Raw genomic sequence first — 25,642 nt, 5'->3', positions numbered from 1 at the left:
GGTTTTCATTGCCGGCCGATCGTCGCGATCGCTCCGGGTACCCCGAGAGCAGATGGGCTAGCCCATCTGCTCTAAATGTCGCCTTGTTGCGCCGTCTGTTCGTCGCGCGGATTGATGATGCCGTCGACGATGATGGCCCCTAACAGGATCGCCGCCTTGATCAGGTTCTGGTAGAGCAGCGGAATGTCGATGATGGTCATGGCGTTGAGCAGGATGCCGATCAGCGCCGCTCCCACCAGCACGTTGCGCACCCCGCCCCTGCCGCCGGACAGCCCGATGCCGCCGATCACCGCCACCAGCACGATGTCGTAGAGCAGCGTCGAATTGACGATGCGGGTGTTGATCGAATGCAGGCTGGCCGCCGTCAGCAGGCCGGCGATCAGGGCCACGAAAGCCGACAGCACATAGCGCAGCACCAGCATGGGCCGCACCGGGACGCCGATGTTGCGGGCGGCGACCGGATTGTCGCCTGCGAAATAGATGAAGCGGCCCCATTTGGTGTGGCGCAGGAACAGGAAGACCAGGAAGGCCAGCCCGGCGAAGACGAACACCTCGACCGGAATATCGAGGAAGCGGATGCCGCCGAGCAGCTCGACCCAGTGCCCCCCGGGCACCGGCACGGCATCCTGGGTGATCAGTTGCGAGCGCACATAGCCGAACACGAAGGAGCCGGTGGCCAAAGTGACGAATATAGCCGGGACGTCGGCATAGGCGACGAGAAAGCCGTTGAGCAGGCCGATGGCGAGCACGCCCGCCAGCACATAGACGAAGGCGAGCCCGTCCGAGGTGCCGGTGTTGAGCAATTGCAGGTACCAGGCGACCGACATCGCCATGATCGCCACCGCCGACAGGTCGATGCCGCGGCCGATGATGACGACCGCCATGCCGAGCGCCAGAATGCCAAGCACAGAGACCGAGCGAACGATGGCCACCAGATTGTCGGCTGTCAGGAATCCTGGCAGGCCCAGCGCAGCGGCGGCGAACAGCAGGATGGCGATGGCAAAGACGATGCCTTCTTGATTAAGGCGCCTCCAGTCCGGCCAGCCGATCGCATTCATCGCCTATGTCTTTCGCCCCGATGGCAAGGCCGTGTCGGCTCCCATCCCGCCCGAAAGCTAATCGGCTCAACAGTGGCTCGTCAAATGAATCCGCGTTCAGACCCGCGCCTCTCCGACTATTTTTCAAGTGGACGCATCGATTGCCGAATCTGGCGCAATAGCCGGAAACTCCTGCGCTTTTGGCAATCCGTTGCGCCGATAGCCCGGTCGGCGGAAGAGCCCGTTCGAAGGCGGCGGAGCCGACGCAATTTAAGTCCGAAAAATGCGACCGGCGCGACCTCAATTGTTCGTCGAATGGCCAGAAACCTCAGCCCCGGCATTGGCCGGCAGGACCAGGAAGCGCATCGCCGCGGCGAGACCGAGCAGGCCGATCGAGACAAAGGTGATTCTGAAGTCGGCAAGGTCGGGCACGGCTTCGCCTCTGACGATCTGCGACAAATTGAGGATCGCCGCCGCGATCGCCACGCCGAACAGCATCGCTATCTGCTGCAGCATGCTGGAGAGCGTCGCGGCCGAGCTTCGCTGCGGCGCGCCGATATCGGCGAAGGCAAGCGTGTTCAACGCGGTGAATTGCATCGAGCGCGTGAGACCAGCAACCAGCATCAGCGCGACGGTCAGCGCCAGCGGCGTCTGCGGCGAGATCGCGCCGCAAGCCATGATCGCCAGCGATGCGATCGCCCCGTTCACCACCATCACGGTGCGGAAGCCGAAGCGCCTCAGCGTCGGTGTGGTCACCGTCTTCATGCCGAGATTGCCGAGGAAATAGGCCAGCACCAATAGGCCGGCATCGACTGGACGCAGCCCGAAGCCGACCTGGAACAGCAGCGGCAGCAGGAAGGGCGTGGCGTTGATCGCGACACGGAAGACCGTGCCCGCGGCAAGCGTCGAGATCGCGAAGGTCAGTATCTTGAAGGCCGAAAGGTCGAGCAGCGGATGCCGGGCCTGCAAGAGGTGGCGAACGGCAAACCAGCCGATCACTATGCCAATGCCGATGGAGCCTATCGTCGGCAGCAAGCCGTCCTCGGGATGCGCCAGGCGCTCAAGCCCGTAAAGCATCACCGCAAGGCCGAGCGAGGTGAGGAAAAAGCCCGGCCAATCGAATGGCTTCGCCTCGGATACGCGATCGCCCGGCACGAACCGGGCGACCAGCGCAAGTCCGGCCAACCCCAGCGGCGCGTTGATGAAGAAGTTCCAATGCCAGGAGAGATAGGTGGTGATGAAGCCGCCGAGCACCGGACCGACCACCGGCGCGAACAGGGCGGGCCAGGTGATCAGCGCCGTGGCGTTGAGCAACTCCGACTTTTCGGCGTTGCGCAGCACCAGGATACGACCCACGGGCGTCATCAGCGCGCTGCCAAGGCCCTGCACGATGCGGGCCGCGACGAACTCCGTCAGGCTCCGCGAAAAGCCGCAGGCGATCGAGGCCAGCGTGAACAGCGCGATCGCCACGAGGAAGATGTTGCGCGCGCCGAACCGGTCGGCAAGCCACGCCGACAGCGGCACGAACACCGCCATGGTCAGCATATAGGCAGTGATACCGATGCTCATCGCCACCGCCGGCACGCCGAAGGACTGCCCCATCTGCGGCAGCGAGGTCGAGATAATCGTCGAATCCAGCAGTTGCATGAAGAAGGCGACCGCCACGATCAGCGCGACGCGCCGCGACTGCCTTGCGGAATCCATCGGCCGGGACACGCCTTCGTTGTCGGGGATGCTGGTCATGACGCGCTGGTTGAACAGCATAAGCATGGTCCAGTCCAGAGCTTATCCAACAAACTTCCGTGTCGCCGTTTCGCCTGTTATGGATGAGCCCGGGGTGGCCGAGGAAAACGCATGAAGCCCATCTATATCGACTACCTCAATGCTCTCGACATCGAAGCGCTTGCCATGACCGACGCCGAGATCATCGGCGCCGTGGAAGCCGGGCTCGTCGCGCAGGGCAACGGCCGGACTGTGATCGAGCCGCGCGTCCATCTCGAGCCCGACCCGTCCTTCCACGGTCACTTCAACGTGCTGCGCGGCTATGTGGCGCCGCTCGACGCCGCCGGCGTGAAGATCGTCGGCGACTATGTCGACAACTACAAGCACGGCCTGCCGTCGGAATTCGGCATTCTCAACCTTTTCGATCCGCGCACCGGCGCGCCACGCGCCATCCTCGACGCCACCGTCATCACCGACATGCGCACCGGCGCCGTCACCGCCATCGGCGCCAGGCACCTGGCGAAGAAGTCGTCCAAGGTGCTCGGCCATATCGGCGCGCGCGGCACCGCCTATTGGAATGTGCGCCTGCTCGATCATCTCTTCGACTTCGACGAGATCCGCGTCCATTCGCGCCGGCCGGAAAGCCGCGACGCCTTCGCCGCGAAGCTGGCCGCCGACCTCGGCAAGCCGGTCCTGGCCGTGGCTGACTGGAAAAGCTGCGTCGAAGGCGCGGATATCGTGGTCGAGGCCTCGCGGCTGCCGGAGCCGCAACCGCTGCTCAAGACCGAATGGATCAAGCGGGGCGCGCTGGTCGTGCCCTACGGCACGATGAGCGCCGTCGAACTGTCGCTCACCGACATCATGCAAAAGATCGTCGTCGACGACTGGGGGCAGTGCAAGGGCGGCAAGTTCGGCTCGCTGCGCGCCCATGTCGAGACGGGACGGCTGAGCGAGGCGACGCTCCACGCCGAACTGGGCCAGATCGCGGCCGGCTTGAAGCCGGGCCGGCAAAGCGATGGCGAGACGATCCTGTTCTGGCATCGCGGCCTCTCGCTCTCCGACATTGCGCTCGGCAAGGCCATGCTCGCCAAGGCCGGCGAAAACGGCATCGGCCAGAGGCTGCGCTTCGCATGAGCCCGCTCGTTCTCACCGGCGCCGGCATCAGCATCGAGGATGTGGTTGCCGCCGCGCGCAATGCCTGCAAGGTCGAGGTCACGCCTGCCGTCCTCGAAAAGCTCGCCAAGGCACGCCAGGTCCTCGATGCCGCCGCGGCCGGTGGCCAGCAGATCTACGGGTTGAACAGAGGCCTCGGCGCCAATCTCGTCACCGCGGTCGAAGGCGACGCGAGCGCCTTCCAGCGCCAGTTGATCGAAGGCCGCGGCGCCGCCGTCGGCGAGGCCCTGCCCGTGCCGGTGGCACGTGCGGCGATGTTCGCCCGCATTGCAATGCTGGCGTCCGGTGGCTCTGGCCTGTCGCCGCGCGTGTTCACGGCGCTGGTCGAAGCGCTCAATGCCGGCGTGCATCCGGTGATGCCGTCGCTTGGCTCGATCGGCGCCGGCGACCTCCTGCTGATGACGGCGATCGCCAGGGTGCTGATCGGCGAAGGCGAAGCGGAATACCAGGGCCGCCGCATGCCGGCCGCCAAGGCGCTGATGATGGCGCGGCTTGCGCCTGTCACGCTCTCGCCGAAGGACGGCCTCTCCCTGATCAACGCCTCGGCGGTTTCGGCCGGCACCGGGGCGCTGGCGCTGACCGATGCGCTGTCGGCGCTCGAACAGCAACAGCAGGCCGGCGCGCTGACGATGGAAGGTATTGGCGCCAACCGCACCATCCTCGACCCGCGCCAGCACCAGGCACGCCCTGGCGCCTGCCAGCAGCTTGCGGCAAAGGCGCTACGCGACCTGCTGGCGGGCGATGAAGCGCCGGCGCCGACCACGATCCAGGATCCGCTGTCGATCCGCTGCATGCCCTCGATCCATGGCGCGCTCATCCAGGCGATCGACCATGCGCGGCTGGCGGTCGAGATCGAGCTCAACGCCGCCGCCGACAATCCGCTGGTGCTTGCCGAGGATGAGCTGGTCATGTCGACCGGCAACTTCCACACCGCGTCGCTGGCGCTCGCCTTCGAGACGCTTGGCCTGGCGATCGCGCAATGCGCGGCGGCGTCAGCCGCGCGCTTCATCCAGCTCACCGGCTCAACCCGCCACGGTCTGCCGAAATACCTCTCGCCGATCGGCGGCGCCTCGGCGGGCTTCGTCCCGCTGCAGAAAACGGTGACGGCTATCCTGGCCGCGATCCGTCATAAGGCCAATCCGGTGATGCTCGATTTCCTGCCGGTGTCCGAAGGCGTCGAGGATCACGCGACGCAGACGCCGCTCGCTGTCGCCAAATGCGCCGAGATGACCGTGCTGTGGCGGCGGTTGATTACCTTCGAGCTGATGGCGGCGGCGCAGGCCGTCGATTTGCGCGAGGGCATAACGCTCGCGCCGGCCACGGGCGCAATCCACGCGGCCGTACGTTCGCATGTGGCCACTCTCAAGGAAGACAGGCCGCTCGGCATTGATTCCGAGGCGCTCTATGCCGTCCTCGCCAGCGGAATCTGGCGAGGTTTACCAGCTGCAGGCTGAAGCTCGCGGCGGATCAGGACTTTGCGTCCACCTTCTTCATGAAGAGGGTGAGCTCGTCCGGATCCATGTGCACGATATGCCTGTCTTCCGGATAGGCGCCGCTGTTGACGTCGGCGACATATTCCGAAAACGCCGCGATACGTTCCGCCTGCAGCCGGTCGTATTCGGCGGCGAAGTTGCGGTAGACTTTCGAGTGGCGCGGCATGTGACCGCGATTGGTGCCGAGAATATCCTCGGCGAACAGATATTGCGCATCGCAGCCCGTACCCGCGCCCATCGACAGCATGATCAGCGGCGTGCGCTCGGAGATCGCCTTCGCCACCTCCACCGGCACCACTTCGATCTCGGCGCCGATGGCGCCGGCGGCCTCCAGTTGCTTCACCGCCTCGAACACCTGCATGGCCGTATCGGCGGTCTTGCCGACCGCCTTGAAGCCGCCAGTCCAGGTGGCGCGCGACGGGATCAGCCCGACATGACCAATGACCGGAATCGCATCGTCGGCCATGCGCTTGATCGTGGCGTAGCCGGCGCTGCAATAGACGGCGTCGGCGCCGGCCTTGTAGAGCTGGAACGACCAGCGCACGAAATCGTCGGTGGTGCCGATCTCGAAAAAATTGTCGCCCGGCATGGTGAAGAGGCTGGGCGCGGCATCGCGATATTGCGGATTGAGCACCAGTTCCGGCGGCACCGAGACGATGTCTACCCCTGCCCGTTCGGCGGCCTCGGCTTCCTCCAGCGTCAGCACGCGTAGCATGGTAAGCTGCCGCTTGCCCTTCATGGCACGCAGATCGGCAACGGTCGGTCTCTTTCGGCTCATCGGTACATCCTGTTTTTGTCTGACGGCTTTCAGCCGATATCGATCATCACCTTACCGGCCTCGACCTTGACCCGATAGGTCTTGAGGTCGACGCAGACCGGCGCGCCCTTGGCCTGGCCGGTCTTGTAGTTGAAGCGGCCATTGTGCTTGGGGCATTCGATGATGTCGTCCATCACCAGCCCGTCTGCCAGATGGGCCTTTTCATGGGTGCAATACCCGTCGGTCGCGAAGAAATCATTATCCGGTGAGCGGTAGATCGCGAAGGTACGGCCGCCATGGTCGAAGCGGATCACATCCTCCTCGTCCACATCGCCCACCGCGCATGCTTCGACCCACTCCGCCATCGTCCCTCTCCGGCCATCGTCTTTCTCTGGTGTGCTGCGCCACGCCTATTCGGCGGCCGCGGCCGTTATGTCGAGATCATGGAATTCGCCGCGATAGGGCTTGGCCGTCGGCGGCAATTCGCGCTTGAGATAATAGTCCTCGTATTTCAGCTGCCTGAGCAGCACCGGCCAGACCTCGCGATAGGCGTGCCACATCGACGGGTTCGGCATCGGCAGATCGTGCTTGATCAGCTCATGCAGTTTCGGCAGCGCGTGGTAGGGCACCATCGGAAACATGTGGTGCTCCACATGGTAGTTCATGTTCCAGTAGATGAACCGGCTGATGGGGTTCATATAGACGGTGCGCGTGTTGAGCCGATGGTCGGTGACGTTGTCGGCCAACCCGATATGCTGCAATAGACCGGTCGTCACCATGTGCCAGGTGCCGTAGAGGCGCGGCAGGCCGATCAGCACCAGCGGAATCCATGACCTAAGGGCGATCGCGACAGCGATCGTCGCAACATAGACCGCCATATGCCAGCGCGCCGCGATCACCGCCTTGTGCTGCTCCATCTCCGGGATGTAGCTCTTCTCGTCGTCCGACAATGTGCCGAAGGCTTGGCGCACCAGCGTCGGCAGCGAATAGCGGAAATCGAGGATGCCGGTGAAGGCCAAAGCCGCCTTGATGAGATCCGGCGGCCGCATCACCGCGATCTCGGCGTCGCGGCCGACGATGATGGTGTCGGTGTGATGGCGCGCATGGCTCCAGCGCCACTGCACCGGATTGCGCATCAGCATGAACGAGGCGATGTGATAGACGACGTCGTTCATCCAGCGCGTGCGGAAGGCAGTGCCGTGGCCGCATTCGTGCCACCGCGAGTCGCTCGAAGAGCCATAGAGCACGCCATAGACGAACAGGAACGGCACGACCCACCAACTGCCCCAGAACCAGACGATGCCGGCGGCCGAGCCCAGGATCGCGGCGATCCAGATGATGGTGTCGCGGATCGCCGGCCCGTCGGAGCGCTGCATCAATTCCTTCATGGTCTTGCGCGCCACGTCGGTGTGATACCACTCGGCCGAGGCAAGTCCGGTCTCGATCGCCGTACGTGTGCTTTCGCCGACAAGGCTGTAGTCGCGCTTTTTCGCCATGGTCAAATCGGCCTCCAATCAAATCCGGTCCGCCGGCCGGAGGGCTTGCTCTGGATATTTGTCGCGCTCATGTCCTGCCCGCCAGTCTTGGAAACTTGCCGGAGGGCTGAGGATAATCCTGCTCGGGCTGGCGGGCGATGGCCGCGATCCTGCGTTCAGCACCAGCAATCGCCTCCTTGCCGTCGAGGACGCGGAACACCGCGTCATAGGCGCGGGTCTCGTCGTGCTCCAGCCAGATCATCTCGCCACGCTCGCGCGCGGCAAGATTGCCGAGCACATGGTGCGTCGAGGGCTCGATGCCAAGCGCATACTGCCCGGCCTGGAAATTCTGCCATTCATAACAGCAAGGCAATTGGTCCTTGCGGGTGACGACCTCGAAGCCGAGGCCGAGGCGGTCGTTGACGACAGCCACCGGCACCTCGCCCGTGGCGTCGGCGCCCAGCTCATGCTGCCAGACCTGCTCGCTGAAGCCGAGCTGTGGCTCAGGCATGGTGCGGTAGCCGACCTCCTGCGCCTCGTAACGTTCGCCGCCATGCGCGGCCCAGACGACGTCGCGGATCGGCGCCAAATAGCGCGAGCCTTTGTCGAGCAGCGGATGCCCAACATTGACATGGTAGAAATACATATGCGGCGTGCGGTGGAAGCCGTGATTGACGACACGGTCCGAGAGCCGGATCTCGTTGCCGCCGACATCGGCCTCGATGCGGCGGATGAGGTGCAGATCCTCGCCAAACACGCTCGCCTGCTGGACGATGCCTTCGGCCCACAAAACGCAGCGGTCGCCGTCCCAGGCCTCGCCATAGCCGGTGAGCCGCGCCGGAATGGTGCCGACGCGCCCATGCAGCGAATGCGTCACGGTCTTGCGTCCAGGATAGTTGTAGTTTTCGGCCGGCACCTCGTTGCGGCCGAGAATGTGGTCGAGGCCGCAGGTGACCAGCAGGCCGGAGAAGGACCGTCCCCAGGCAAAGCCGTCCTCGCCTTCATAATCGTGCAGGCCTGGGTTGCGAAACCCGCTCGGCGAATGCCAGCCGATCGCTTGGCCCTTGTACTCGCAATCGGCGATGTCGAGCGCGCGGTCGACCAACGCCGTGAAGCGCAGGCCCGAGCCGTTGCGGAACTCGAGCATGCGGATGCCGCGCTCGACGCCGTCGCCAAGCGTCATCAGCCGCACCCCGGCGAATTGCGACAGCATGCCGGAGCGTTCGGCGACCTGCCGGCGCGAAAGCGTTTGTCCGTAGAGCTTCACCATGCCGTCACTGCGCCCTTTTCATCAGGGCCGACAGGTCGGCGCCGGTTATCAGGCTTTCCACCGTCAAAAGATCGGTGTCGGCGACCGTCTGTTCGGCGACGATCTCGCCGCGGCGCATGACGATGATGCGGTCGGCGACCTCGAACACATGGTGGATGTTGTGGGTGATCAAGAGCACCGAATGCCCGGCCTCGCGCATCTCTTTGACGAAGCGCAGCACGCCATGCGTTTCCTCGACGCCGAGATTGTTGGTCGGCTCGTCGAGGATGATCACCTTGGCGGCGAACTGCATGGCGCGCGAGATCGCGATCGACTGCCGCTCGCCGCCGGAAAGCGTCGAGACCAACGCGTCGGCGTCGAGCTTCTTCGAGATGCCGACGCGCTTTAGCAGCGCTGAGGCAGCATTGCGCAGCTTGGCGAGGTCGAGCGGCGCGAAGACGCCAAGCCATTTGAGATTGACCGGCTCGCGGCCAAGGAACAAGTTGCGCGCGATGCTGAGGTCCGGCGCAAGCGATGTGTCCTGGTGGATGGTCTCGATGCCGAGGTCCATCGCCTCGCGCGTCGAGCGGATCGAGACCTTTTCGCCGCGCACATAGATGTCGCCGCGATCGATCGGGAAAACGCCCGAGATCGCCTTGATCAGCGTCGATTTGCCGGCGCCGTTGTCGCCAAGCAGCGCCACCACTTCGCCTTCCTTGAGCGTCAGCGAGGCATTCTTCAGCGCGCGCACGCTGCCGAAGGATTTTTGCAGATTCTGCAGCCGGAGCACTTCTTGCATCATCATCAGCTCCTTGCGGTGTTTTTCTGCAGCAGTGCGTGCAGGATGAGCATGGCGAGGATGATGACGCCGACGAAGATGTTGTAGGCGAGCCCGGGCACGCCGACGAGCACGATGCCGTTGCGGATCGCGCGCAGCATCAGCGCGCCGACGATGGTGCCGAGGATGGTGCCGCGGCCGCCGGTCAGCGCCGTGCCGCCGACCACCACCATGGCGATCACTTCGAGCTCGTAGCCGGTTCCCGCCACCGGCGAGGCCGCCGAAATGCGGAAGGCGCTGATCATGCCGGCGAGCCCGGCCAGCACCGAGGTCAGGACGAACAGCCAGATCTTGACCGCGTCGGCCGGCACGCCGCGCGCCACCGCCGCGTTGCGGTTGGAGCCGATGGCGCTGATCCAGTTGCCGAGCTTGGCGTAGCGCAGGATGTAGATCGCAAGCAGCGACAGGCCGACGAACCACCACAGCGAGGTGTAGAAGCGGAACGAACCGACATTGAAGCTGCCGGCGAGCAGCGTGACGAAAAACCCGGGCTGGTCCCATGACTTCAGCGGAAAGCCCTGCGTGATGTAGAGCGCCGCACCCCGCACGATCAAAAGCATCGACAGCGTCACCAGGAAGGACGAGATGCCGATCTTGGTGACGATCACGCCGTTGATCGCGCCGATGACGATGCACAGCAAAAGCCCGGCCAGCATCGCCACGCCGATATCGACGCCGGCGTTCTGCACCAGCAGCATCACCACCACCGGCGCCAGGCCGAACACCGCGCCGACCGACAGGTCGAATTCGCCGGCAGTCAGAAGCAGCGTCATGCCGAGCGCGATGATGCCGAGCTCCGGCAGGAACGCCATCATGTTGGAGATGTTGAGCGGCGACAGGAAATTGCTGTCGGCGACGCCGAACACCACGAGAAGCATGATGAGAATGACGAAAGACGAGAATTGCGGCGAGCGCATCAGCCTCGACCTGCTCCTTGCCCCTCGTGCGCCGTCTTCCGCGGTGACTGCCATGACCTGTTGAACCATGCTTGCTGCGTGGCGCCCGCCGCTCACGCGGCGGGCGCCAGTTCCTCACTTCTTGTCGTAGAGCTTCAGGATCGGCTCGACGCTGGAGGCGTCGTAGAGGCCGAAGGTGTGGATGTCGTAGCCGATCGGCTCGCCCGAAGCCGCAAGCCCGAGCAGCGCGACCGGCATGAAGCCTTGCGCCGAGGGATACTGCCAGGCGGCGGCGTTGACGAAGCCGTCCTTCACCGCCTGCGCCGTCTCCTTGGAATTGCCCCAGCCGACCACCGGGATCTTGCCGGCCGGAATGCCGGCGCCGTCGAACACCCGCTTGACGCTGGCCGCCACGGAATCGCCCAGCGCGATGATCGCCGGCGGATTGTTGGCGACCATGTAGTCGGTCATCTTGGCGATGATGCCGGCCGGATCGGTGCCGCAGTCGACCACGTCATATTTGATGCCAAGCGGATCGAAGACGCTGGCGATGCCTTCCGTCTCGAGCTGCTGGTAGCTGGCGCCCGGAACCTCGACCGGCAGGAACACCTTGTCGCCCTGCTTCACCATCTTGTGGTCGACGAGATATTTCGCCCAGATCGCGCCGGCTTCCTTGAGGTCGGCGCCGATATAGGCCTGGCGGCCGGTCGCCGGATCGTCCGTGTTGAAGAACACGATCGGTATGCCGGCAGCCTTGGCGGCCTTCACTTCCTCGGTCCACAGTCCGGGCTGCGCTGACGTCGTGGCGATGCCGTCCGGCTTGGCGGCCAGCGCCGAGTTGAAAGCCTCTTTCTGGGCCGCCATGTCGCCGCCGCTGAAAGAGATCTTGCAGGTCACCTTGAGCTGGTCGCAGGCCTTGGTCGCGCCGGCGTTCCAGTCGATCCAGAACGCGTCGGACGGGCCGCCATGCGACAAGAGATAGAACGTCTTCTGGCCGTCAGCGGCCTGCGCCGCCGAGCCGAACGCGACGCCGGCAAGCACCGTCGCCGTAGCGACCAGCTTCAATCCAAACTTCAACATCTCGTTTCCTCCTATCTTGCAAATGCAGGCGCCGCTCCGGAATGGGCGGCGCCCTGCGATCTCACAGACCGCTGGCGCGCAGCTTCCCGTCGAGGAATTTCTTGGCGCGCGGCACGTCGTCTTCCGACAGATGCTCGATGATCATCGGGATGTTCGGATGCTTTTCGGCGAGCCGCTGAAGATAGAGGTCGTAGTTCAGCGAGCCGAGGCCCGGCGCCGGCAGTTCGATTTCGCCGACACCGCGGAAGGTGTGGCTTTCCATCGCGTCGGCGTCGCCGATATCGGCATGCTTCTCAGACTTGTCGTCGCCCGAGCGCTTCACATCCTTGGCGTGGGCTATTCTGATCTTGTCGGTCAGCGTGTCGAAGACCTGGTTGAGGATCTGGTCCATCCGGTCGATGTTGTGGGTCTCGAAATAGTTGGTCGGGTCCATCAGCAGGCCAAGGCCGGGATGGTCGACCTGCGCGAACATCTTCACCGTCTCCTCGACCGAGCCGACGACATTGTTGACATAGGTTTCGAGCAGGAACACCGCGCCGTGGTCGTAAGCCGTCTGTGCAAGGTCGGCGATCACCTTGCGGCATTCCTCGAACCCTTCCTCGGTCTTGTTCTTCGGATGATGCACCCAGTCGGACTCGGTGTTGTAGGTGCCGGTCTCCGAGATCACGTAAGGCGAGCCGAAATGGCGCGCATTGCGGATGATCTCCTTGAGATAGCCGACGCGCTTCTCGCGCTCCGCCTTGTCCGGGTGGATGATGTTGGTATAGCCCGACACGCAGCAGACCGGCAGGTTATGGTCGCGGAAGGTGTCGCGCACCTTCTTCGCCTTGTCCTTGGTGATCTGGCCGGCCGACAGGTCGACATCCTTGAAATGGAGATCGAGCTGCACCGTGTTGAAACCGAGGCCGCGGATTTTTTGCGCCGTCTCTTCGAGGCCGTACGGGAAATAGCCCGTGAAAATACCTGCCTGCATCATGATCTTGAATTCCTCCCTGTAAGCGATTCAGTTGCCAGTAATTTCAGTTGATTGGGTTGATTCAGTTTGTCGGGATTTCGGAGAGCTTGACCGTGCGGCCCGAGGCCATCGAGCGGTAGCCCGCCTCGACCAGCGCCATGGTCTTGACGTTGTCGGCGACGGAGAGCGCCGGCGGCGTGCTGGTCTTCACCGCGTGCTGCAACTGCTCCATGACGCCGATGAAGGCGTGCGGGAACCACATCGTTTCCCAGCTCGGGCTCACCCATTCGCCGCCGGTCGTCTCGGCCGAAGCGTAAGTCAGCGTCGAGGCGGCACCGGTCGGCCAGCCGATCGTGCCCTTGGCGACGCCCTTGGTGCCGTCGACACGCCAGTTGATATGTTGGTCGTCCTTGTAGCCGTTCTGGCGCGGGCCGGACCACACGTCCTCGAGCGACACGGCAAGCACGCCCGACGGGAACCGCAGCGTCGACACGGTGATGCCGTCGGAATGGTCGAATTGAGTACGCGGGTCCCTGCGCGTAAGCGTCGTGATCTCGTCCGGATCGCCGAACAGGAAGCGCAGCACGTCGAGGTGGTGCACGCTCATATTGGCGAGCGTCAGCCGGTCGTAGCCCTGAAGGAAGGTCTGCCAATGCGGGATCGCGTGCATGTCGATCTGCGCGAAGACGATGTCGCCGAGCGCGCCACTGTCGATGATCTGCTTCAACACGCGCATCGACTGGTCGTAGCGCATGTTCTGGTTGACCGATAGGATCTTGCCGGCCTTCACCGCCTCGTCGCGCAGTTTGACGGCTTCCTCGACCGACAGCGCCAGGGGCTTCTGCGCCAGGATCGCCTTGATATGCTTCTGCTTCAGCGCGTGCCGGATCAGCGCCGGCTGCTGGTCCGGCGGAAATGCCAGGTCGATGATGTCGACGTTGATATCCTCGATCAGCTTTTCCGGCGTGTCGTGAACGGTCGGAATGTCCCAGCGGGTGGCGACCTTCTCAGCATTCGCCTTGGTGCGCGAGGCGATCGCCACCACCGGAAAGCCGGCTTCCTTGTAAGCCGCCAGATGGCACTCGGCCATGATCATGCCGGCGCCGACGCAGCCGATTTTGTAATCCCTGGTGCGAACCTTGACGTCCGGCTCGAAGCCTTTGCCTGCCATCTCTTCCTCCCGAAATTCTTTCCTCGCGGCCGTCGTCACAGCGCGCCTCCATCCTGGCCGAAATAATGCACGCGACCCGGCTCGCAGGATATCGTCACCATCGCATCCGGCCTGATATCGGGCTGGCCGCGCAGCAGTGCCCTAAGCCGCGCTTGCCCTGCCGCGAGCGTCACCACGGTGTAGCCGCCGAGCGGCTCGACCTCGAACACCCGCGCCGGGCGGCTTTCCACCGTCCCGTTGTCCGTCCAGGGCCGGACCTTGAGGTCTTCCGGCCTGAGTCCGATTTCGATCGCCTCGGCCGGCGCCTTGGCATCGGCGATGCGTATTGCCCCTTCCGCCGCTTCGACCCCACCCACGCCGCGCACCGACGGCAGGATGTTCATCATCGGCGAGCCGAGCATGCGCGCCACATAGGCGCTTGCCGGCCGATCGTAGATTTCCTCCGGCGCGCCGATCTGCCGGATCCGGCCGTTCTCCAGGATGGCCATGCGGTCGGCGACCGACATCGCCTCCTCCTGGTCATGCGTGACGTAGATCAGCGTCTTGCCGAGCTCGCGCTGGATGCGCTTCAGCTCGACGCGCGTCTCCTCGCGCAGTCGCGCATCGAGCGCCGAGATCGGATCGTCCATCAGATAGGCTGCCGGGTCGCGCACCAAAGCGCGCGCGATCGCCACGCGCTGCCGCTCGCCGCCGGAAAGCTGCGCCGGCGGCTTGTGCAGGATGTGGCCGATGTGGAGTTTTGCCGCGACGTCGGCCAGCCGCTTCTCTATCTCGGCCTCGGCCACCTTCCGCTCGACCAGCGGAAAGCGGACATTATCGCGCGCGCTCATATGCGGGAACAGCGCCAGGTTCTGGAACACCATGGCGACGTTGCGCTCGGCCGGCGACACGCTGTTGACCGGCTTGCCGCCGATCAGGATCTCGCCCTGATCCGGCACTTCCAGGCCGAGCACAAGGCGCAGGATCGTCGACTTGCCGGATAGCGGCGGGCCGAAGAAGCAGAAGAACTCGTTGTCGTTGACGGTGAAAGAAGCATCGGCGACAGCAAGGGTGGTGCCGTAGCGCTTCGTAACGTTGCGGAAAACGATATCGGCCATGGCTCAGCCCGCCTTCACTGCGAGGCCGGTCGCGGCGTCGAAGACGCGTACCGACGAGGCCGGCGGCGCGACGACCGCCGTCTGTCCGATCGATAGCCCGACATCGTTCTCGAACACCGCCTTCACCGCGTTCTCGCCTTCGCCAAGATGGACGATGGTGCGGGCACCGATCCGCTCGACGAAGCTTACCGGCATCGACAGCCCGCGCTCGGCAAGCGCCACCTGCTCCGGCCGGAAGCCATAGAGCACCTCTCCTCGCGTCGCTCGCACTGGCGGCGCAATCTCATCGGGCAAGGGCGGCGTGACGCCGAGCGGTCCGAGATCGATCACCAGCCCGCGGTCGCTCTCGGCCGGCCTGCCCTTGAGCAGGTTCATGCCTGGCGCGCCGATGAAGCGGGCGACAAACACATTGGCCGGATTGTTGTAGACCTCGAGCGGCGTGCCGACCTGCTGCAGCACGCCATGATCCATCACCGCGATGCGGTCCGCCATGGTCATGGCTTCGAGCTGGTCATGCGTGACATAGACCATGGTCTGCCTGAACTGGCGCTGCAGCTGCTTGAGCTCGGTGCGCATCACCGCGCGGAAGGCGGCGTCGACATTGGACAGCGGCTCGTCGAGCAGGAAGATCGCCGGCTTCATGATCGCCGAGCGGCCGATCGCCACGCGTTGCAGGATGTTGACCGAAAGCCGGTCCGCCTTGCGGTCGAGCAGCGGTGCCAACTGCAGCATCTCGGCGATGGCGCCGACGCGGCGATCGATCTCGGCGCTGGCGGCGCCGCGCATCGTTGGCCCGTAGGCGAGGTTCTGCCGAACCGTCATATGGGTGAAGATGGCGTAGTTCTGGAAGACGAAGCCGACGCCGCGCTGCCCCATCGGCACGCCGGCCATGTCGCGCTCGCCGAACAGGATCTTGCCGCTGGTCGGCTCCTCCATGCCGGCGATCATGTTCATCGTCGTCGACTTGCCGCAGCCGGACGGCCCGAGCAGCGCCATGAACTCGCCATCGGCGATGTCGAGGTCCATCGTCTTCAGCGCGGTGAAGTCGCCGAACTCCTTGACGAGATTCTGAAGATGGATGGCGCTCATGCCGGCACCTCCCGTGTCTTGGCCATGCGCTTCATGGCGTAGACCGCGACGATCGAAAGCACGATCAGGATGGCGAGAGCGATGGCCGCCACATAGCCCCAGATCAGGTCCTGCGTGGTGACCTTGTAGATGTAGACGGAGATCGTCTCGGTGGCGACGCCGGGGCCGCCGCCGGTCATGATGTAGAGCGTGTCGAAGATCTTGAAGTTCTCGATCACCCTTATCGCCAGAGCGATGATGATGATCGTCTTCATCTTCGGCAGCACGATGGTGGTGAAGCGCTGCCAGGCATTGGCGCCGAGCAGCGTCGCCGCCTTCATCTGATCCTCCGGCACGCCGACCAGGCCGGCGAGCAGGATCAGGAACATCAGCGGCGTCCACTGCCAGATATCGGCGATCATGACCGCGATCAGCGCCAGGTTCGGATCGGAGAGCCAGGCGATCGTCACCGGCGTGCCGACGATCCGCGACAGGATGTCGTTCACCGGGCCGCCCGACTGGAACAGCATGAAGAACATGTAGCCGGTGACCGCAGGCACGACCATCATCGGCATCAAGAGGATCGAATAGAAGATGCGCTTGCCGGGAAACTCGTCGGCGAACAGCGTCGCCAGGGCCAGGCCCAGCAGGAACTCCGCCGGCACGCAAACCAGCATGACGATCGCCGTGCGCTGCAGCGCGCTCCAGAAGCGGGTGTCGGCCGCGAGATCGGTGTAGTTGGCGAAACTGTTCCACATCCCCCAGGCGTTCCACCAGCCGACGCCCGACAGCGGCGACCAGTCGGTGACGCTGATGTAGAGCTGCATCAGCAGCGGAAAGGCCGAGATGAACAGCACCAGGATCTGCGCCGGCAGGGTCAGTCGGAAGCCCAGCCGCGAGCCCTCGTCAGGCGTGGCGGGCTTTGTCCGCGCGCCCATCTCGTCCTCCGAAATCGTCGCCGTCACCGCGCTCATTGCTTGAGCGCTCCGAAGGTCAGCCCGCGCACCAGGTGGCGCTGGATGGCGATGCCCATGATCACCGGCGGCACCGCCGCGATCAGGCCGAGAGCGGCCTTGGCGCCGTAGAGCTGTCCGGTCATCGAGGACGACAGCGACGCCATGTAGACGGGAACCGTCACCCATTCGCGCGTGGTGAGCAGCAACGCGATGAGATAATCCGACCAGTTGAGGATGAAGACGAAGAGCGCGGCGCTCGCCAGCGGCGCGCGCATCATCGGCAGCGTGATGCGGGTGAAGACGCGCAGCCGCGAGCAGCCCTCGACGAGCGCTGCCTCCTCGATCTCGCGCGGCATGTCGTCGAAGAAGGTCTTCATCAGCCAGAAGGCGAAGGGCAGCGTGACGATGCCGTAGATCAACGCCAGCCCCCACCATGTGTCGTTGAGATTGAGAAATGCCCACATGATCATCACCGGGATCATGACGGCCATCGGCGGAAATAGCCTGAGCTGGATCAGCGCCAGCGGCAGGTTCTGGCCGGAGCCGAAGCGCGACAGGCCGTAGGCCGCGGCAGTGCCGGCCGACATGGCGATCGCGGTCCCGAACACCGCCGAAAGCAGCGACGACAGGATCGGCTTCAGCGCCGTGTGGTCGAGCGCGACGATCAGGTCGTTGTCGGATTCACCGAACACGAAGCGGAAATTGCTGAGCGTCGGCTGCTTTGGCCACCAGGTCAGGTCGGCGCCCGTCGCGGACCATTCGCCGATCGGCTTGAAGGCCATCGACACCATCCACAGGATCGGCACCAGCGTCACCGCCATCGCCGCGAGGATCGCGGCATAGCGGAATATCTCGAAAGGAACGGAACGCTTCATCTGGCTGCTTTGCTGGTGGCGTTGCTGGCGAAGGGGAGGAGCAGTCGCCCCTCCCCTCCTTTTCTGATCCAGGGAGACGGATCAGCTGATCGGATCGAGAACGGTGGGCCATGCCTCCTTGTTGGTCTTGATGGCTTCGAGAAGCTTATCCTCGCCGATGCGCCGCGCGATCTTCTTCCACTCCCGCTCGGTGTCGGCCATCGCCTGCTCCGGCGTCTTGGCCTTGGTCAGCGAGGCCACAAGATTCTCGTCGAGCGCGTTGTGGAAGGCCGTCGCGCCCGGATAGTTGATGGTCGGCACCGTGCGCGCCACAGTCTCGCGCACCACGTCCATGTGGTAGGCGTGATAGGTCTGGCGGACCAGTGGATCGGAAAAGTCCGAGAGCCGGAACGGATCGAGATAACCACCGGGATTGGCGCTCATCCAGGCATAGATGCGGGCCGAGCCCAGCCACTGCAGCAAGAGATAGGCGGCTTCCGGATTCTTCGACTGCGACGAGACCATGCCGGTCAGCGAGAACCAGAGCACCGAGCGGCTGATCAGCTTGCCGTCGATCTCGCGTCCCGGCGGCAGCATCGAGCCGATCTTGCCGGTGACGGCGGAATCCTTGTTGCCGGCATTGTCGAGGAATTTCGGCAAGTTGGAGAAGGCGCAGGTCATCGCCGCACCGCCCTTGGCGAAATTGCCATACTGCTCCGGCCAGCCCCACGAGATCGCGTCCGGTGAATGATGCGCCAGCGAATCCACATATTCCTTGGTGGCGGCGATGCCTTGCTCGGAATTGATCAGCGGCTTGCCGTCGTCGCCGAACAGGAACTGGTTGGGCGAGGCCATCGAGACATAGCGCTGGTACCAGTTGGTGTAGCCCCAGCCCTGGTTGCGCAGATCGGTGGAGCCGAACAAGCCCTTGTCCGGCCGCTGGAAGAAGGCCGCGATATCGCTGTGCCGCTTCCAGGTCTTGGGCGGCGCAAGGTCGTAGCCGTATTTGTCCTTGAACGCCTTCTGCTCGGCAGCGTCGCCGAACAGGTCGGTGCGGTAGACCCAGGTCTGGAAGTCGCCGTCGAGCGACACGCCGTAGGTCGAGCCGCGATACTGGTTGAGCAGCGACACGCCCTTGGCGCCGTTGACGTAACCCTGCTTGGGGTCGTCCCATTCCGGCTTGTGCTTGGCGACGAAGTCGTCGAGCTTGGCGATGCCGCCGGTTTCGGCGAGATCGCCGAGGCGGTTCCATTCGGTCGAATAGATGTCGTAGGCCCCACCCTTGGTGGAGATGTCCTGCATCGTCTTGGTGAATTCCTGGCCGTTCGGCAGGCCGACGATCTCGATCTGGATGCCGGTTTCCTTCTCCCACAGGTCCTTGATCGACGGCGCGCCGGCCGGGAACGGCTTGGTCAGCTGGCCGATCGAGCCGTCGGAGAGGCCAAGCACGATCTTCGCCGGCGCCTTGCCGGCCGCCTTCAGGGCCTTGGCAGCCTCGACCGCACGCCCTTCCGGCGTGTCGGGTCCGTACTGGTAGCGTTCGGCGCCGTCGAAGCCGGTCGGCCCGCCGATCATGCCGGGCGCCAGCGCATCCGCCGCGAAGGCGCGGCCGGGACGAATGAACTGCGGTGCAATACCAGTCGCGGCGACAAACACCGCCGCCTTTCCTCCGGACGCCAGCAGGCGGCGCCGCGACATGCGGATCAAATGAGACATCGAATTCCTCCCTCGGGGCCTGTTCCTCCATGGCCCACGTGAGGGATATTGACGACAGCGCGTGAAGCCTGTCAACATCATAAATACTCAAAACACGTCATAAGATCGCAATTGAGGAAGAAAATGCAGTCCGCCGAACCCGTCACATCGCACCCATTGCTTGGATTTGAGGGGCTTTCGCCTCGATCCGACCGCCTTGGCCGGACCTTCGCCGCCTTATGTAGCGCGCCGGCTTGCGCGCAAGCCAAGGGCGGTTACATCATTTCACATCAGAATCACGGTCGCCGCCGAGGCGCTTTCCGGAACTGAGTGGAAGCTGCGTGATTTTGATGCTTGCGATGAGGCGCTCGACGTGCGGTCAACCCTGACAGACATAGCCCGGGAAGCCGGCGTTTCTCCGGCCACGGTCGACCGTGTGCTCAACAATCGGCCAGGCGTGCGGGCCCGCACGCGCGAGATCGTCATCGAGATGGCGCAGCGCCTTGGCTATATCGCCGAGACGCCGAACGGCGTGCCGCAGCGAACCGCGCCGGGACAGACGATCAGGCTCGACTTCGCGCTGCCCGCCGGCACCAACTCCTTCATCAAGCTGCTGCACCGGCACATCGAGGCGCAGGCGCTGACGCGGCCCGATCTCGACGTCCGCGTGACGACCATCGAAGGCTTCAACCCCGACCGGCTCGCCCGCCTGCTGCAGGACCTGCATGGCCAGACGCAAGGCGTCGGCGTGATCGCGCTCGACCATCCGACGGTGCGCGAGGCAATCCGCTCGCTGTCGGCCAGCGACATCAAGGTCGTCACCATCGCCTCCGACATCCTGCATGTGCCGCGGGTCGCCTATATCGGCATCGACAATCGCGCTGCTGGGCGGTTGGCCGGCTATCTTCTCAACCGCTTCATGGGTGCCGGACGTCCGGGCAAGGTGGCGCTGTTCGCAGGCTCGCTCGCCTATCGCGGCCATGAGGAACGCGAGATGGGTTTCCGCCATATCCTCGCCGAAGAGTCCCCCAACCTCGAGATCGTCGAGATGCGTGAAATGCTCGACGACCGCGAAAAAGCCTATTCGGAGGCTTCCGCTTTGCTCGAGCGCCACCCCGACCTCGCCGCGATCTACAATGTCGGCGCCGGCAACACCGGCATCGCCCGCGCGCTGAAGGAACGCGGACGCGCCAAAGAGATCATCTTCCTCGGCCATGAGGTGACGGACGGCACCAAGGAACTGCTGCTCGACGGCACGCTCGACGCGGTGATCGACCAGAACCCGCGCGTCGAGGCCAGGGAGGCGCTCAACATCCTGTCCCACTCGGTCAGGGGGTTGCCCTACGAGCTCCACCAGCCGCGGCTGCAGGTGATCTTCCGCGAGAGCATCCCGGAGATTTGAGGTATAGGAACGCGTCTTTACAAGTCCTGTCAGGCCTCCGATCCGAAATGATCGACAAAGGCCCTGAGCAGACCGAGCCGGCCCAGCGATTTCGGAAAAAACACAAAGAAGCCCGGACGCCGCAGGCTGTATTGCGGCAAGACTTCCACAAGATCCCCTCGTCGCAGATCCTCGGCAACACCGGCACGCAGCGACCAGCCGATACCCAGGCCTTGCCTTGCCGCCTCTACGACGGTGCGCAGATCATTCAGGACAAGTCTCCCCGAGACATCCACGGAAATCTCACTGCCATCGACTTGGAAACGCCACTCGGCGATCCGCCCCGAGGATATCTGTCGGTGTCGGATGCAGCTGTGCGATAGCAGGTCGCGCGGTTGCATGGGATGCCCGTGGCGATCCAGATAGTCGGGAGCGGCAACGTAGGCGCCGTTCAGCGGCGATGTCAGGCGACGCGCGATCATATCGTCTTGCAGGTGGTCACCGAGCCGAATTCCAGCATGGAACCCTTGCGAAACAATGTCGGTAAGGCCTTCATCTATCGAGAGGTCCAGTTCAACTTGCGGATAGGCAGCTTCAAACGCCGCCAAACGGGGAGCGATGATCAACTGCCATGCCCGGTAAGGGAGAGTGACGCGCAGTTGACCTGATCGCGCCTTGCCGGTCTCGCGCGCGGTGTCCAGAGCTTCTTCGATTGCCCCTATCAGATGACGCGTGCTCAGGAAGAGCGCCCGCCCAGCATTGGTCATCATGACGGATCGGGTGCTGCGGGTGAACAGCGCAATGCCGAGCCGGTCTTCAAAGGCCTTTAGCTGCAGGGAGACCGCCGGTGGATTTACGCCGAGCACGCGCGCTGCCGAACGCAGCGACCCATGCTCGGCGATCGCCAAAAAAGTCTGCAATCCTGACAGCTCTACTCGCGGCATTGATTAATATGACCAATCATACTGATCATATTATGCTGCCTATTCGCACCGATCAACAGCTGCAAGACTGGGAAACCATGACGGGAGACGACAGATGGCTGCCCAACCGACAGAACGATCTCTGCCTGTCACTGGTGTGATCGTCATTCTCATGACCGTGTTTGCGATGGCGCTGACCGACGCCTTCGTAAAATTCTCCAGCGCCAGTCTGACACTCTGGCAGATTTACGTGCTGCGCTCCTCGATCGCGTTTCCAATCCTGCTCCTGCTCACACGCGGTGCGGTCTGGCCGTCGGCTCCTGGTTGGGTAGCGCTCCGCAGCGGAGCGTTGCTGCTGATGTATCTGGCGATCTACGCAGCGATCCCGATCCTCGACCTCTCTGTTATCGCTGCGTCTCTTTACACGGCGCCCTTGTTCATCGTGCTGCTGTCATCGCTCGTCCTTGGTGAGCGCATCGCACTGCTTCATTGGGTGGGCATCGCAATGGGGTTCGCCGGCGTCCTTTTGATTGTACGCCCGACGGCGGGCGGTTTCTCGCCACTGCCGCTGATACCGGTCGCCGCCGCACTCCTCTATGCAATCGCGGCGGTTCTCACACGCGCCAAATGTGCTGGTGAAACGCCAATGACCATGGCGTTGTGGCTGAACGCAACGCTGCTTATCGCCGGGTGTATCGCGAGCCTCGCCATCGGGCTCGCCGGCCCTTGGCCAGCCTATCCATTTCTGTTCGGAAACTGGGCCGCCATGGGGCCGCGGGAGTGGCGGATCATCGTCATCCTCGCGGCCCTGATCATTGCTGTGAGCATAGGTTTGGCTCGTGCCTATCAATCGCCCAAACCCCAGATCATCGCCACATTCGACTACGCCTATTTGATCTTCGCTGCATTCTGGGGCTATGTGTTCTTCAACGAGGTCCCCGGCCGGACGACTGTCGCCGGAATGATATTGATTGCCCTTGCCGGCGTGTCGGTACTTTGCATCAAGCCCTCAGCGGACGGCACGGCAAGCGCAACCGCCCGATCGGGAATATCGGGCCCGGTCAACGAGCAACCGCGATCCTAGTTCAAAGCGATAAGCACCGTGCTGTCCGGCGACCAGCTAAGAACTACGGGCTGACCTTCGGCAAGCCGCTCGGCGCCCGTGTTCTGGACGATCACTTTCAGCGTCTGGCCATCGCGGTCGACGAAATAGGTGCTGTTGTTGCCGGCAAAGATGCGTTTCGAGACTTGTCCCTTGAGCGTGTTCGCGTTGCCTTCATCAGCCTTCCCCGCGCCGGTCGAAATCCGGATGCGTTCGGGCCGGACCGCGCAACTCGCCTTGGCCCCGGCCGGCACCGATGCGCCTGTCGATGCCGCGATCGTCGTGCCGTCCGGCAGCTTGATCCCGGAGCCGGTCGCATCGCCGCGAAAAATATTGGCGTCGCCGAGAAAGGTCGCGGCGAACTCGCTTTGCGGCCGATCGTAGATCTCCTCCGGCGGTCCTTCCTGCACCAGCCTGCCGTCGCGCAGGATGCCGATGCGGTCGCTCATCGTCAGCGCCTCTTCCTGATCGTGCGTGACGAAGATGGTCGTGATGCCGATCTCGCGCTGGATGCGCTTCAGCTCGATTTGCATGTCGACGCGCAGCGCCTTGTCGAGCGCGCCGAGCGGCTCATCGAGCAAGAGCACGCGCGGCTTGGTGACGATGGCCCGCGCCAGCGCCACGCGCTGGCGCTGGCCGCCGGAGAGCTGGTGCGGCTTGCGCCCGCCGAGCTTGCCGAGTTGCACGAGATCGAGCGCGCGCTGAACCTCCGAAGCGATCGTCGCCTTCGCCTCGCCGCGCACCGAGAGGCCGAAGGCGACATTGTCGGCGACGCTCATATTCGGGAACAGCGCATAGTTCTGGAACACCATGCCGATGCGGCGCTTTTCGACCGGCACGCGCTCGACGCTTTCGCCGCCGATGGCGATGCGGCCGGCGTCCGGAAAATCGAAGCCTGCGATCTGGCGCAGCAGCGTGGTCTTGCCGCTCCCCGATGGCCCGAGCAGCGCGTAGAAGCCGCCATCGGCGAAATCGATCGACACGTCGTCCAGCGCCTTGTGCGCGCCGAAACTGCGGGAGACGTTCGCGACCTGGACGCCAGCCATCATTTTTCTCCGCCGAATTTGAAGAAGCGCGCCGTGAGCAGCATCAGCGCCATCGACACCACGATGATGATCGTCGACACCGCGTTGATCTCGGGCGTGAAGCCCTTGCGGATCGCGGCGTAGATTTCGACCGGCAGCGTCGTCTGGCCGGGCGTCGACAGGAAATACGAAACGACGAACTGGTCGAACGACACGGCAAAGGCGAACAGCCCGCCGGCGATCACGCCGGGCATGATCCAGGGCAAGGTCACGCGCATGGTCACCTGCCACTGGTTGGCGCCTAGCGAGCGCGCCGCTTCTTCCAGCTCAGGCGCGAAAGTCTGCAGCCGGGCGGAGACGACGACGATGACATAAGGCAGCGCCAGCGCGACATGGCCGAGCAGGATGGCGATAAGCCCACGACCGATGCCGACGCCAAAGAAGAAGATCAGCATCGCCGTGCCAGTGATCAGCCACGGAATGGCGATCGGCGGGAAGAGCAGTGCCTGCAGCACTTTCTTGCCGCGGAACTCGTAGCGGTAGAGCGCCAGCGAGGCCATCGAGCCCAGCACGGTCGAGACCAAAGTGGTGATGACGGCGATCTCGATGCTGTTCCAGGTCGCCGCGATCAACTGGTCGTTCTGCCAGAGCGAGGCGTACCAGTCCGTCGTCCACTCGAACGGCAGCTGGTAGAAGGGCGAGGCGTTGAAGGACATCGCCGCCATGATGACGATCGGCAGGTAGAGGAAGCCGAGCAGAAGCACGATGTAGAAGCGCCCGATCCATTCGAGGATGCGTGTCGTCGCCATCAGCCGGCCCTCCGCAGGACCGGCGCCGCCAGCGCCAGGATGATCAGCACGACCGCGAGCAGGATGAAGGAGAGCGCGGCGCCCAAGGGCCAGTTGAACACGGCGACGAACTGGTCCTCGATGACGGTGCCGTAGAAGGTGCCGGTGCGGCCGCCGAGGATTCGCGGCTCCATGAAGGAGCCGACGACCGGCACGAAGATGAGCGCTGAGCCCGCGATCAGGCCCGGCATCGACAGCGGGATGATGACCCGCCACAGTACCTGCCGCCGCGAGGCGCCGAGCGAGCGTCCCGCCTCGATCAGCGAGTCGTCGATGGCCTGCAGCGTGAGGTAGCAGGTCAGCACCATGTAGGGCACATAAGAGTGCACCAGGCCGATGATGACGGCCGGATAGGAATACATGAGATCGATGTTGATCTTGAACGGCAGCACCGCGTTGAGCGCTGTGTCGAGGATGCCGCCTTCGCGCAGCACCATGGCCCAGGAGAATATCCGCACCAGTCCGTTTGACCAGAACGGCAGGATGACGAGCAGGAAGATCGCCTCGCGGCTGCGCCCTTTGAGCACCTTGGCCAGCACATAGGCCGCCGGATAGCCGATGACGACGCACCACAGCGTCACTTCGAGGCCGAGACGCAGCGATGAAAGCAGCAGCCGCGAATAGAGGCTCTGCGAAAAGAAGGCCGCGTAATTGCCGAGGGTGAAGGCCCATTCCTTGCCTGCCAGCGGCAGGTCGGTCATGAAGGAGAAGAACACCATGGCCGACAGCGGCAGGAAGATCGCCACCGTCAGCCACAGATAGGCGGGAAGGAGAAGCGGCAGGGCCGGCTTCAGTCCGCGCCGCGAACCGATCGCAAGCTGGTCAGCCATTTGCCTCTCCTCCCCGA

Annotated in this window: 24 protein-coding genes; 4 read left to right on the top strand and 20 right to left on the bottom strand. The window is 64.0% G+C overall.

The window, feature by feature from the left end; genetic code table 11:
- Positions 1–71: 71 nt before the first annotated feature.
- Together FJ417_RS12630 and FJ417_RS12625 are read right to left on the bottom strand one after the other, a co-directional pair.
- Positions 72–1,058 carry an ABC transporter permease gene (locus FJ417_RS12630; protein ID WP_140783667.1) on the bottom strand — a complete coding sequence of 329 codons (987 nt, stop codon included), beginning with the start codon at positions 1,056–1,058 and terminating at the stop codon, positions 72–74.
- Positions 1,059–1,337: 279 nt separating this feature from the next.
- A complete protein-coding gene (locus FJ417_RS12625; protein ID WP_140783679.1) occupies positions 1,338–2,780 on the bottom strand; it encodes an MFS transporter in 1,443 nt (480 codons plus the stop codon).
- Positions 2,781–2,891: 111 nt separating this feature from the next.
- On the opposite strand from FJ417_RS12625, the gene FJ417_RS12620 reads away from it, so the two are divergent.
- On the top strand, positions 2,892–3,893 hold the full coding sequence (locus FJ417_RS12620; RefSeq protein ID WP_140783666.1) for an ornithine cyclodeaminase family protein: 1,002 nt from the start codon (positions 2,892–2,894) through the stop codon (positions 3,891–3,893).
- Positions 3,890–5,386 carry a histidine ammonia-lyase gene (gene hutH, locus FJ417_RS12615; RefSeq protein WP_140783665.1) on the top strand — a complete coding sequence of 499 codons (1,497 nt, stop codon included), beginning with the start codon at positions 3,890–3,892 and terminating at the stop codon, positions 5,384–5,386. The genes FJ417_RS12620 and hutH overlap by 4 nt, the downstream gene beginning before the upstream one ends.
- 13 nt (positions 5,387–5,399) lie before the next feature.
- On the opposite strand, the gene FJ417_RS12610 is transcribed toward hutH, so the two are convergent.
- The 14 genes from FJ417_RS12610 to FJ417_RS12545 form a co-directional block, all read right to left on the bottom strand.
- Positions 5,400–6,203 (bottom strand): 3-methyl-2-oxobutanoate hydroxymethyltransferase, encoded by an 804-nt coding sequence (locus FJ417_RS12610; RefSeq protein WP_140783664.1) that lies wholly within the window; start codon positions 6,201–6,203, stop codon positions 5,400–5,402.
- A gap of 29 nt (positions 6,204–6,232) precedes the next feature.
- Positions 6,233–6,547, bottom strand: coding sequence for a MocE family 2Fe-2S type ferredoxin (locus tag FJ417_RS12605; RefSeq protein ID WP_140783663.1), 315 nt, complete (start codon positions 6,545–6,547; stop codon positions 6,233–6,235).
- A gap of 45 nt (positions 6,548–6,592) precedes the next feature.
- Positions 6,593–7,678 carry a fatty acid desaturase family protein gene (locus FJ417_RS12600; RefSeq protein WP_140783678.1) on the bottom strand — a complete coding sequence of 362 codons (1,086 nt, stop codon included), beginning with the start codon at positions 7,676–7,678 and terminating at the stop codon, positions 6,593–6,595.
- Positions 7,679–7,745: 67 nt separating this feature from the next.
- Entirely contained in the window at positions 7,746–8,927 is a 1,182-nt protein-coding gene (locus FJ417_RS12595) for an aldose 1-epimerase family protein (RefSeq protein WP_140783662.1), read from the bottom strand.
- A gap of 4 nt (positions 8,928–8,931) precedes the next feature.
- Positions 8,932–9,708, bottom strand: a complete 777-nt coding sequence (locus tag FJ417_RS12590; RefSeq protein ID WP_140640041.1) for an ATP-binding cassette domain-containing protein — start codon at positions 9,706–9,708, stop codon at positions 8,932–8,934.
- Between the two features lie 2 nt (positions 9,709–9,710).
- A complete protein-coding gene (locus FJ417_RS12585) occupies positions 9,711–10,715 on the bottom strand; it encodes an ABC transporter permease (protein ID WP_140783661.1) in 1,005 nt (334 codons plus the stop codon).
- Between the two features lie 60 nt (positions 10,716–10,775).
- Complete coding sequence (locus FJ417_RS12580) at positions 10,776–11,720, bottom strand: substrate-binding domain-containing protein (RefSeq protein WP_140783660.1); 945 nt, start codon at positions 11,718–11,720, stop codon at positions 10,776–10,778.
- A gap of 61 nt (positions 11,721–11,781) precedes the next feature.
- Positions 11,782–12,696 (bottom strand): sugar phosphate isomerase/epimerase, encoded by a 915-nt coding sequence (locus FJ417_RS12575; protein WP_140783659.1) that lies wholly within the window; start codon positions 12,694–12,696, stop codon positions 11,782–11,784.
- A gap of 61 nt (positions 12,697–12,757) precedes the next feature.
- Complete coding sequence (locus FJ417_RS12570) at positions 12,758–13,846, bottom strand: Gfo/Idh/MocA family oxidoreductase (RefSeq protein ID WP_140783658.1); 1,089 nt, start codon at positions 13,844–13,846, stop codon at positions 12,758–12,760.
- Positions 13,847–13,881: 35 nt separating this feature from the next.
- Positions 13,882–14,943: an ABC transporter ATP-binding protein gene (locus tag FJ417_RS12565; RefSeq protein ID WP_140783657.1), complete on the bottom strand. Its 1,062-nt coding sequence runs from the start codon at positions 14,941–14,943 to the stop codon at positions 13,882–13,884.
- 3 nt (positions 14,944–14,946) lie between these two features.
- Positions 14,947–16,032 carry an ABC transporter ATP-binding protein gene (locus FJ417_RS12560; RefSeq protein ID WP_140783656.1) on the bottom strand — a complete coding sequence of 362 codons (1,086 nt, stop codon included), beginning with the start codon at positions 16,030–16,032 and terminating at the stop codon, positions 14,947–14,949.
- On the bottom strand, positions 16,029–16,985 hold the full coding sequence (locus FJ417_RS12555) for a sugar ABC transporter permease (protein ID WP_140783655.1): 957 nt from the start codon (positions 16,983–16,985) through the stop codon (positions 16,029–16,031). Before FJ417_RS12555 ends, FJ417_RS12560 begins: the two co-directional genes overlap by 4 nt.
- Positions 16,982–17,842 carry a carbohydrate ABC transporter permease gene (locus FJ417_RS12550; RefSeq protein ID WP_140783654.1) on the bottom strand — a complete coding sequence of 287 codons (861 nt, stop codon included), beginning with the start codon at positions 17,840–17,842 and terminating at the stop codon, positions 16,982–16,984. The genes FJ417_RS12555 and FJ417_RS12550 overlap by 4 nt, the downstream gene beginning before the upstream one ends.
- Before the next feature lie 81 nt (positions 17,843–17,923).
- Positions 17,924–19,537: an extracellular solute-binding protein gene (locus tag FJ417_RS12545; RefSeq protein ID WP_140783653.1), complete on the bottom strand. Its 1,614-nt coding sequence runs from the start codon at positions 19,535–19,537 to the stop codon at positions 17,924–17,926.
- 352 nt (positions 19,538–19,889) lie between these two features.
- Between FJ417_RS12545 and FJ417_RS12540 the strand changes: the two genes are divergently transcribed.
- Positions 19,890–20,918, top strand: a complete 1,029-nt coding sequence (locus tag FJ417_RS12540) for a LacI family DNA-binding transcriptional regulator (RefSeq protein ID WP_140640061.1) — start codon at positions 19,890–19,892, stop codon at positions 20,916–20,918.
- Between the two features lie 29 nt (positions 20,919–20,947).
- On the opposite strand, the gene FJ417_RS12535 is transcribed toward FJ417_RS12540, so the two are convergent.
- Positions 20,948–21,841, bottom strand: a complete 894-nt coding sequence (locus FJ417_RS12535) for a LysR family transcriptional regulator (RefSeq protein WP_140783652.1) — start codon at positions 21,839–21,841, stop codon at positions 20,948–20,950.
- A gap of 94 nt (positions 21,842–21,935) precedes the next feature.
- Between FJ417_RS12535 and FJ417_RS12530 the strand changes: the two genes are divergently transcribed.
- A complete protein-coding gene (locus FJ417_RS12530; RefSeq protein ID WP_140783651.1) occupies positions 21,936–22,904 on the top strand; it encodes a DMT family transporter in 969 nt (322 codons plus the stop codon).
- On the opposite strand, the gene FJ417_RS12525 is transcribed toward FJ417_RS12530, so the two are convergent.
- Genes FJ417_RS12525 through FJ417_RS12515 form a run of 3 tightly spaced genes read right to left on the bottom strand, consistent with a single transcriptional unit; the run spans position 22,901 to position 25,625 of the window.
- Positions 22,901–23,968 (bottom strand): ABC transporter ATP-binding protein, encoded by a 1,068-nt coding sequence (locus tag FJ417_RS12525; protein ID WP_140783650.1) that lies wholly within the window; start codon positions 23,966–23,968, stop codon positions 22,901–22,903. The genes FJ417_RS12530 and FJ417_RS12525 overlap by 4 nt on opposite strands.
- A complete protein-coding gene (locus FJ417_RS12520; protein ID WP_140783649.1) occupies positions 23,968–24,756 on the bottom strand; it encodes an ABC transporter permease in 789 nt (262 codons plus the stop codon). The genes FJ417_RS12525 and FJ417_RS12520 overlap by 1 nt, the downstream gene beginning before the upstream one ends.
- Positions 24,756–25,625 (bottom strand): ABC transporter permease, encoded by an 870-nt coding sequence (locus FJ417_RS12515; RefSeq protein WP_140783648.1) that lies wholly within the window; start codon positions 25,623–25,625, stop codon positions 24,756–24,758. Before FJ417_RS12515 ends, FJ417_RS12520 begins: the two co-directional genes overlap by 1 nt.
- Positions 25,626–25,642: the final 17 nt, after the last annotated feature.

Origin of the sequence: Mesorhizobium sp. B3-1-7 (assembly GCF_006439385.1) — a bacterium.
Lineage (GTDB): Bacteria > Pseudomonadota > Alphaproteobacteria > Rhizobiales > Rhizobiaceae > Mesorhizobium.
The sequence above is the reverse complement of the archived record's forward strand: the minus strand, read 5'-3'. Positions and strand labels throughout refer to the sequence as shown.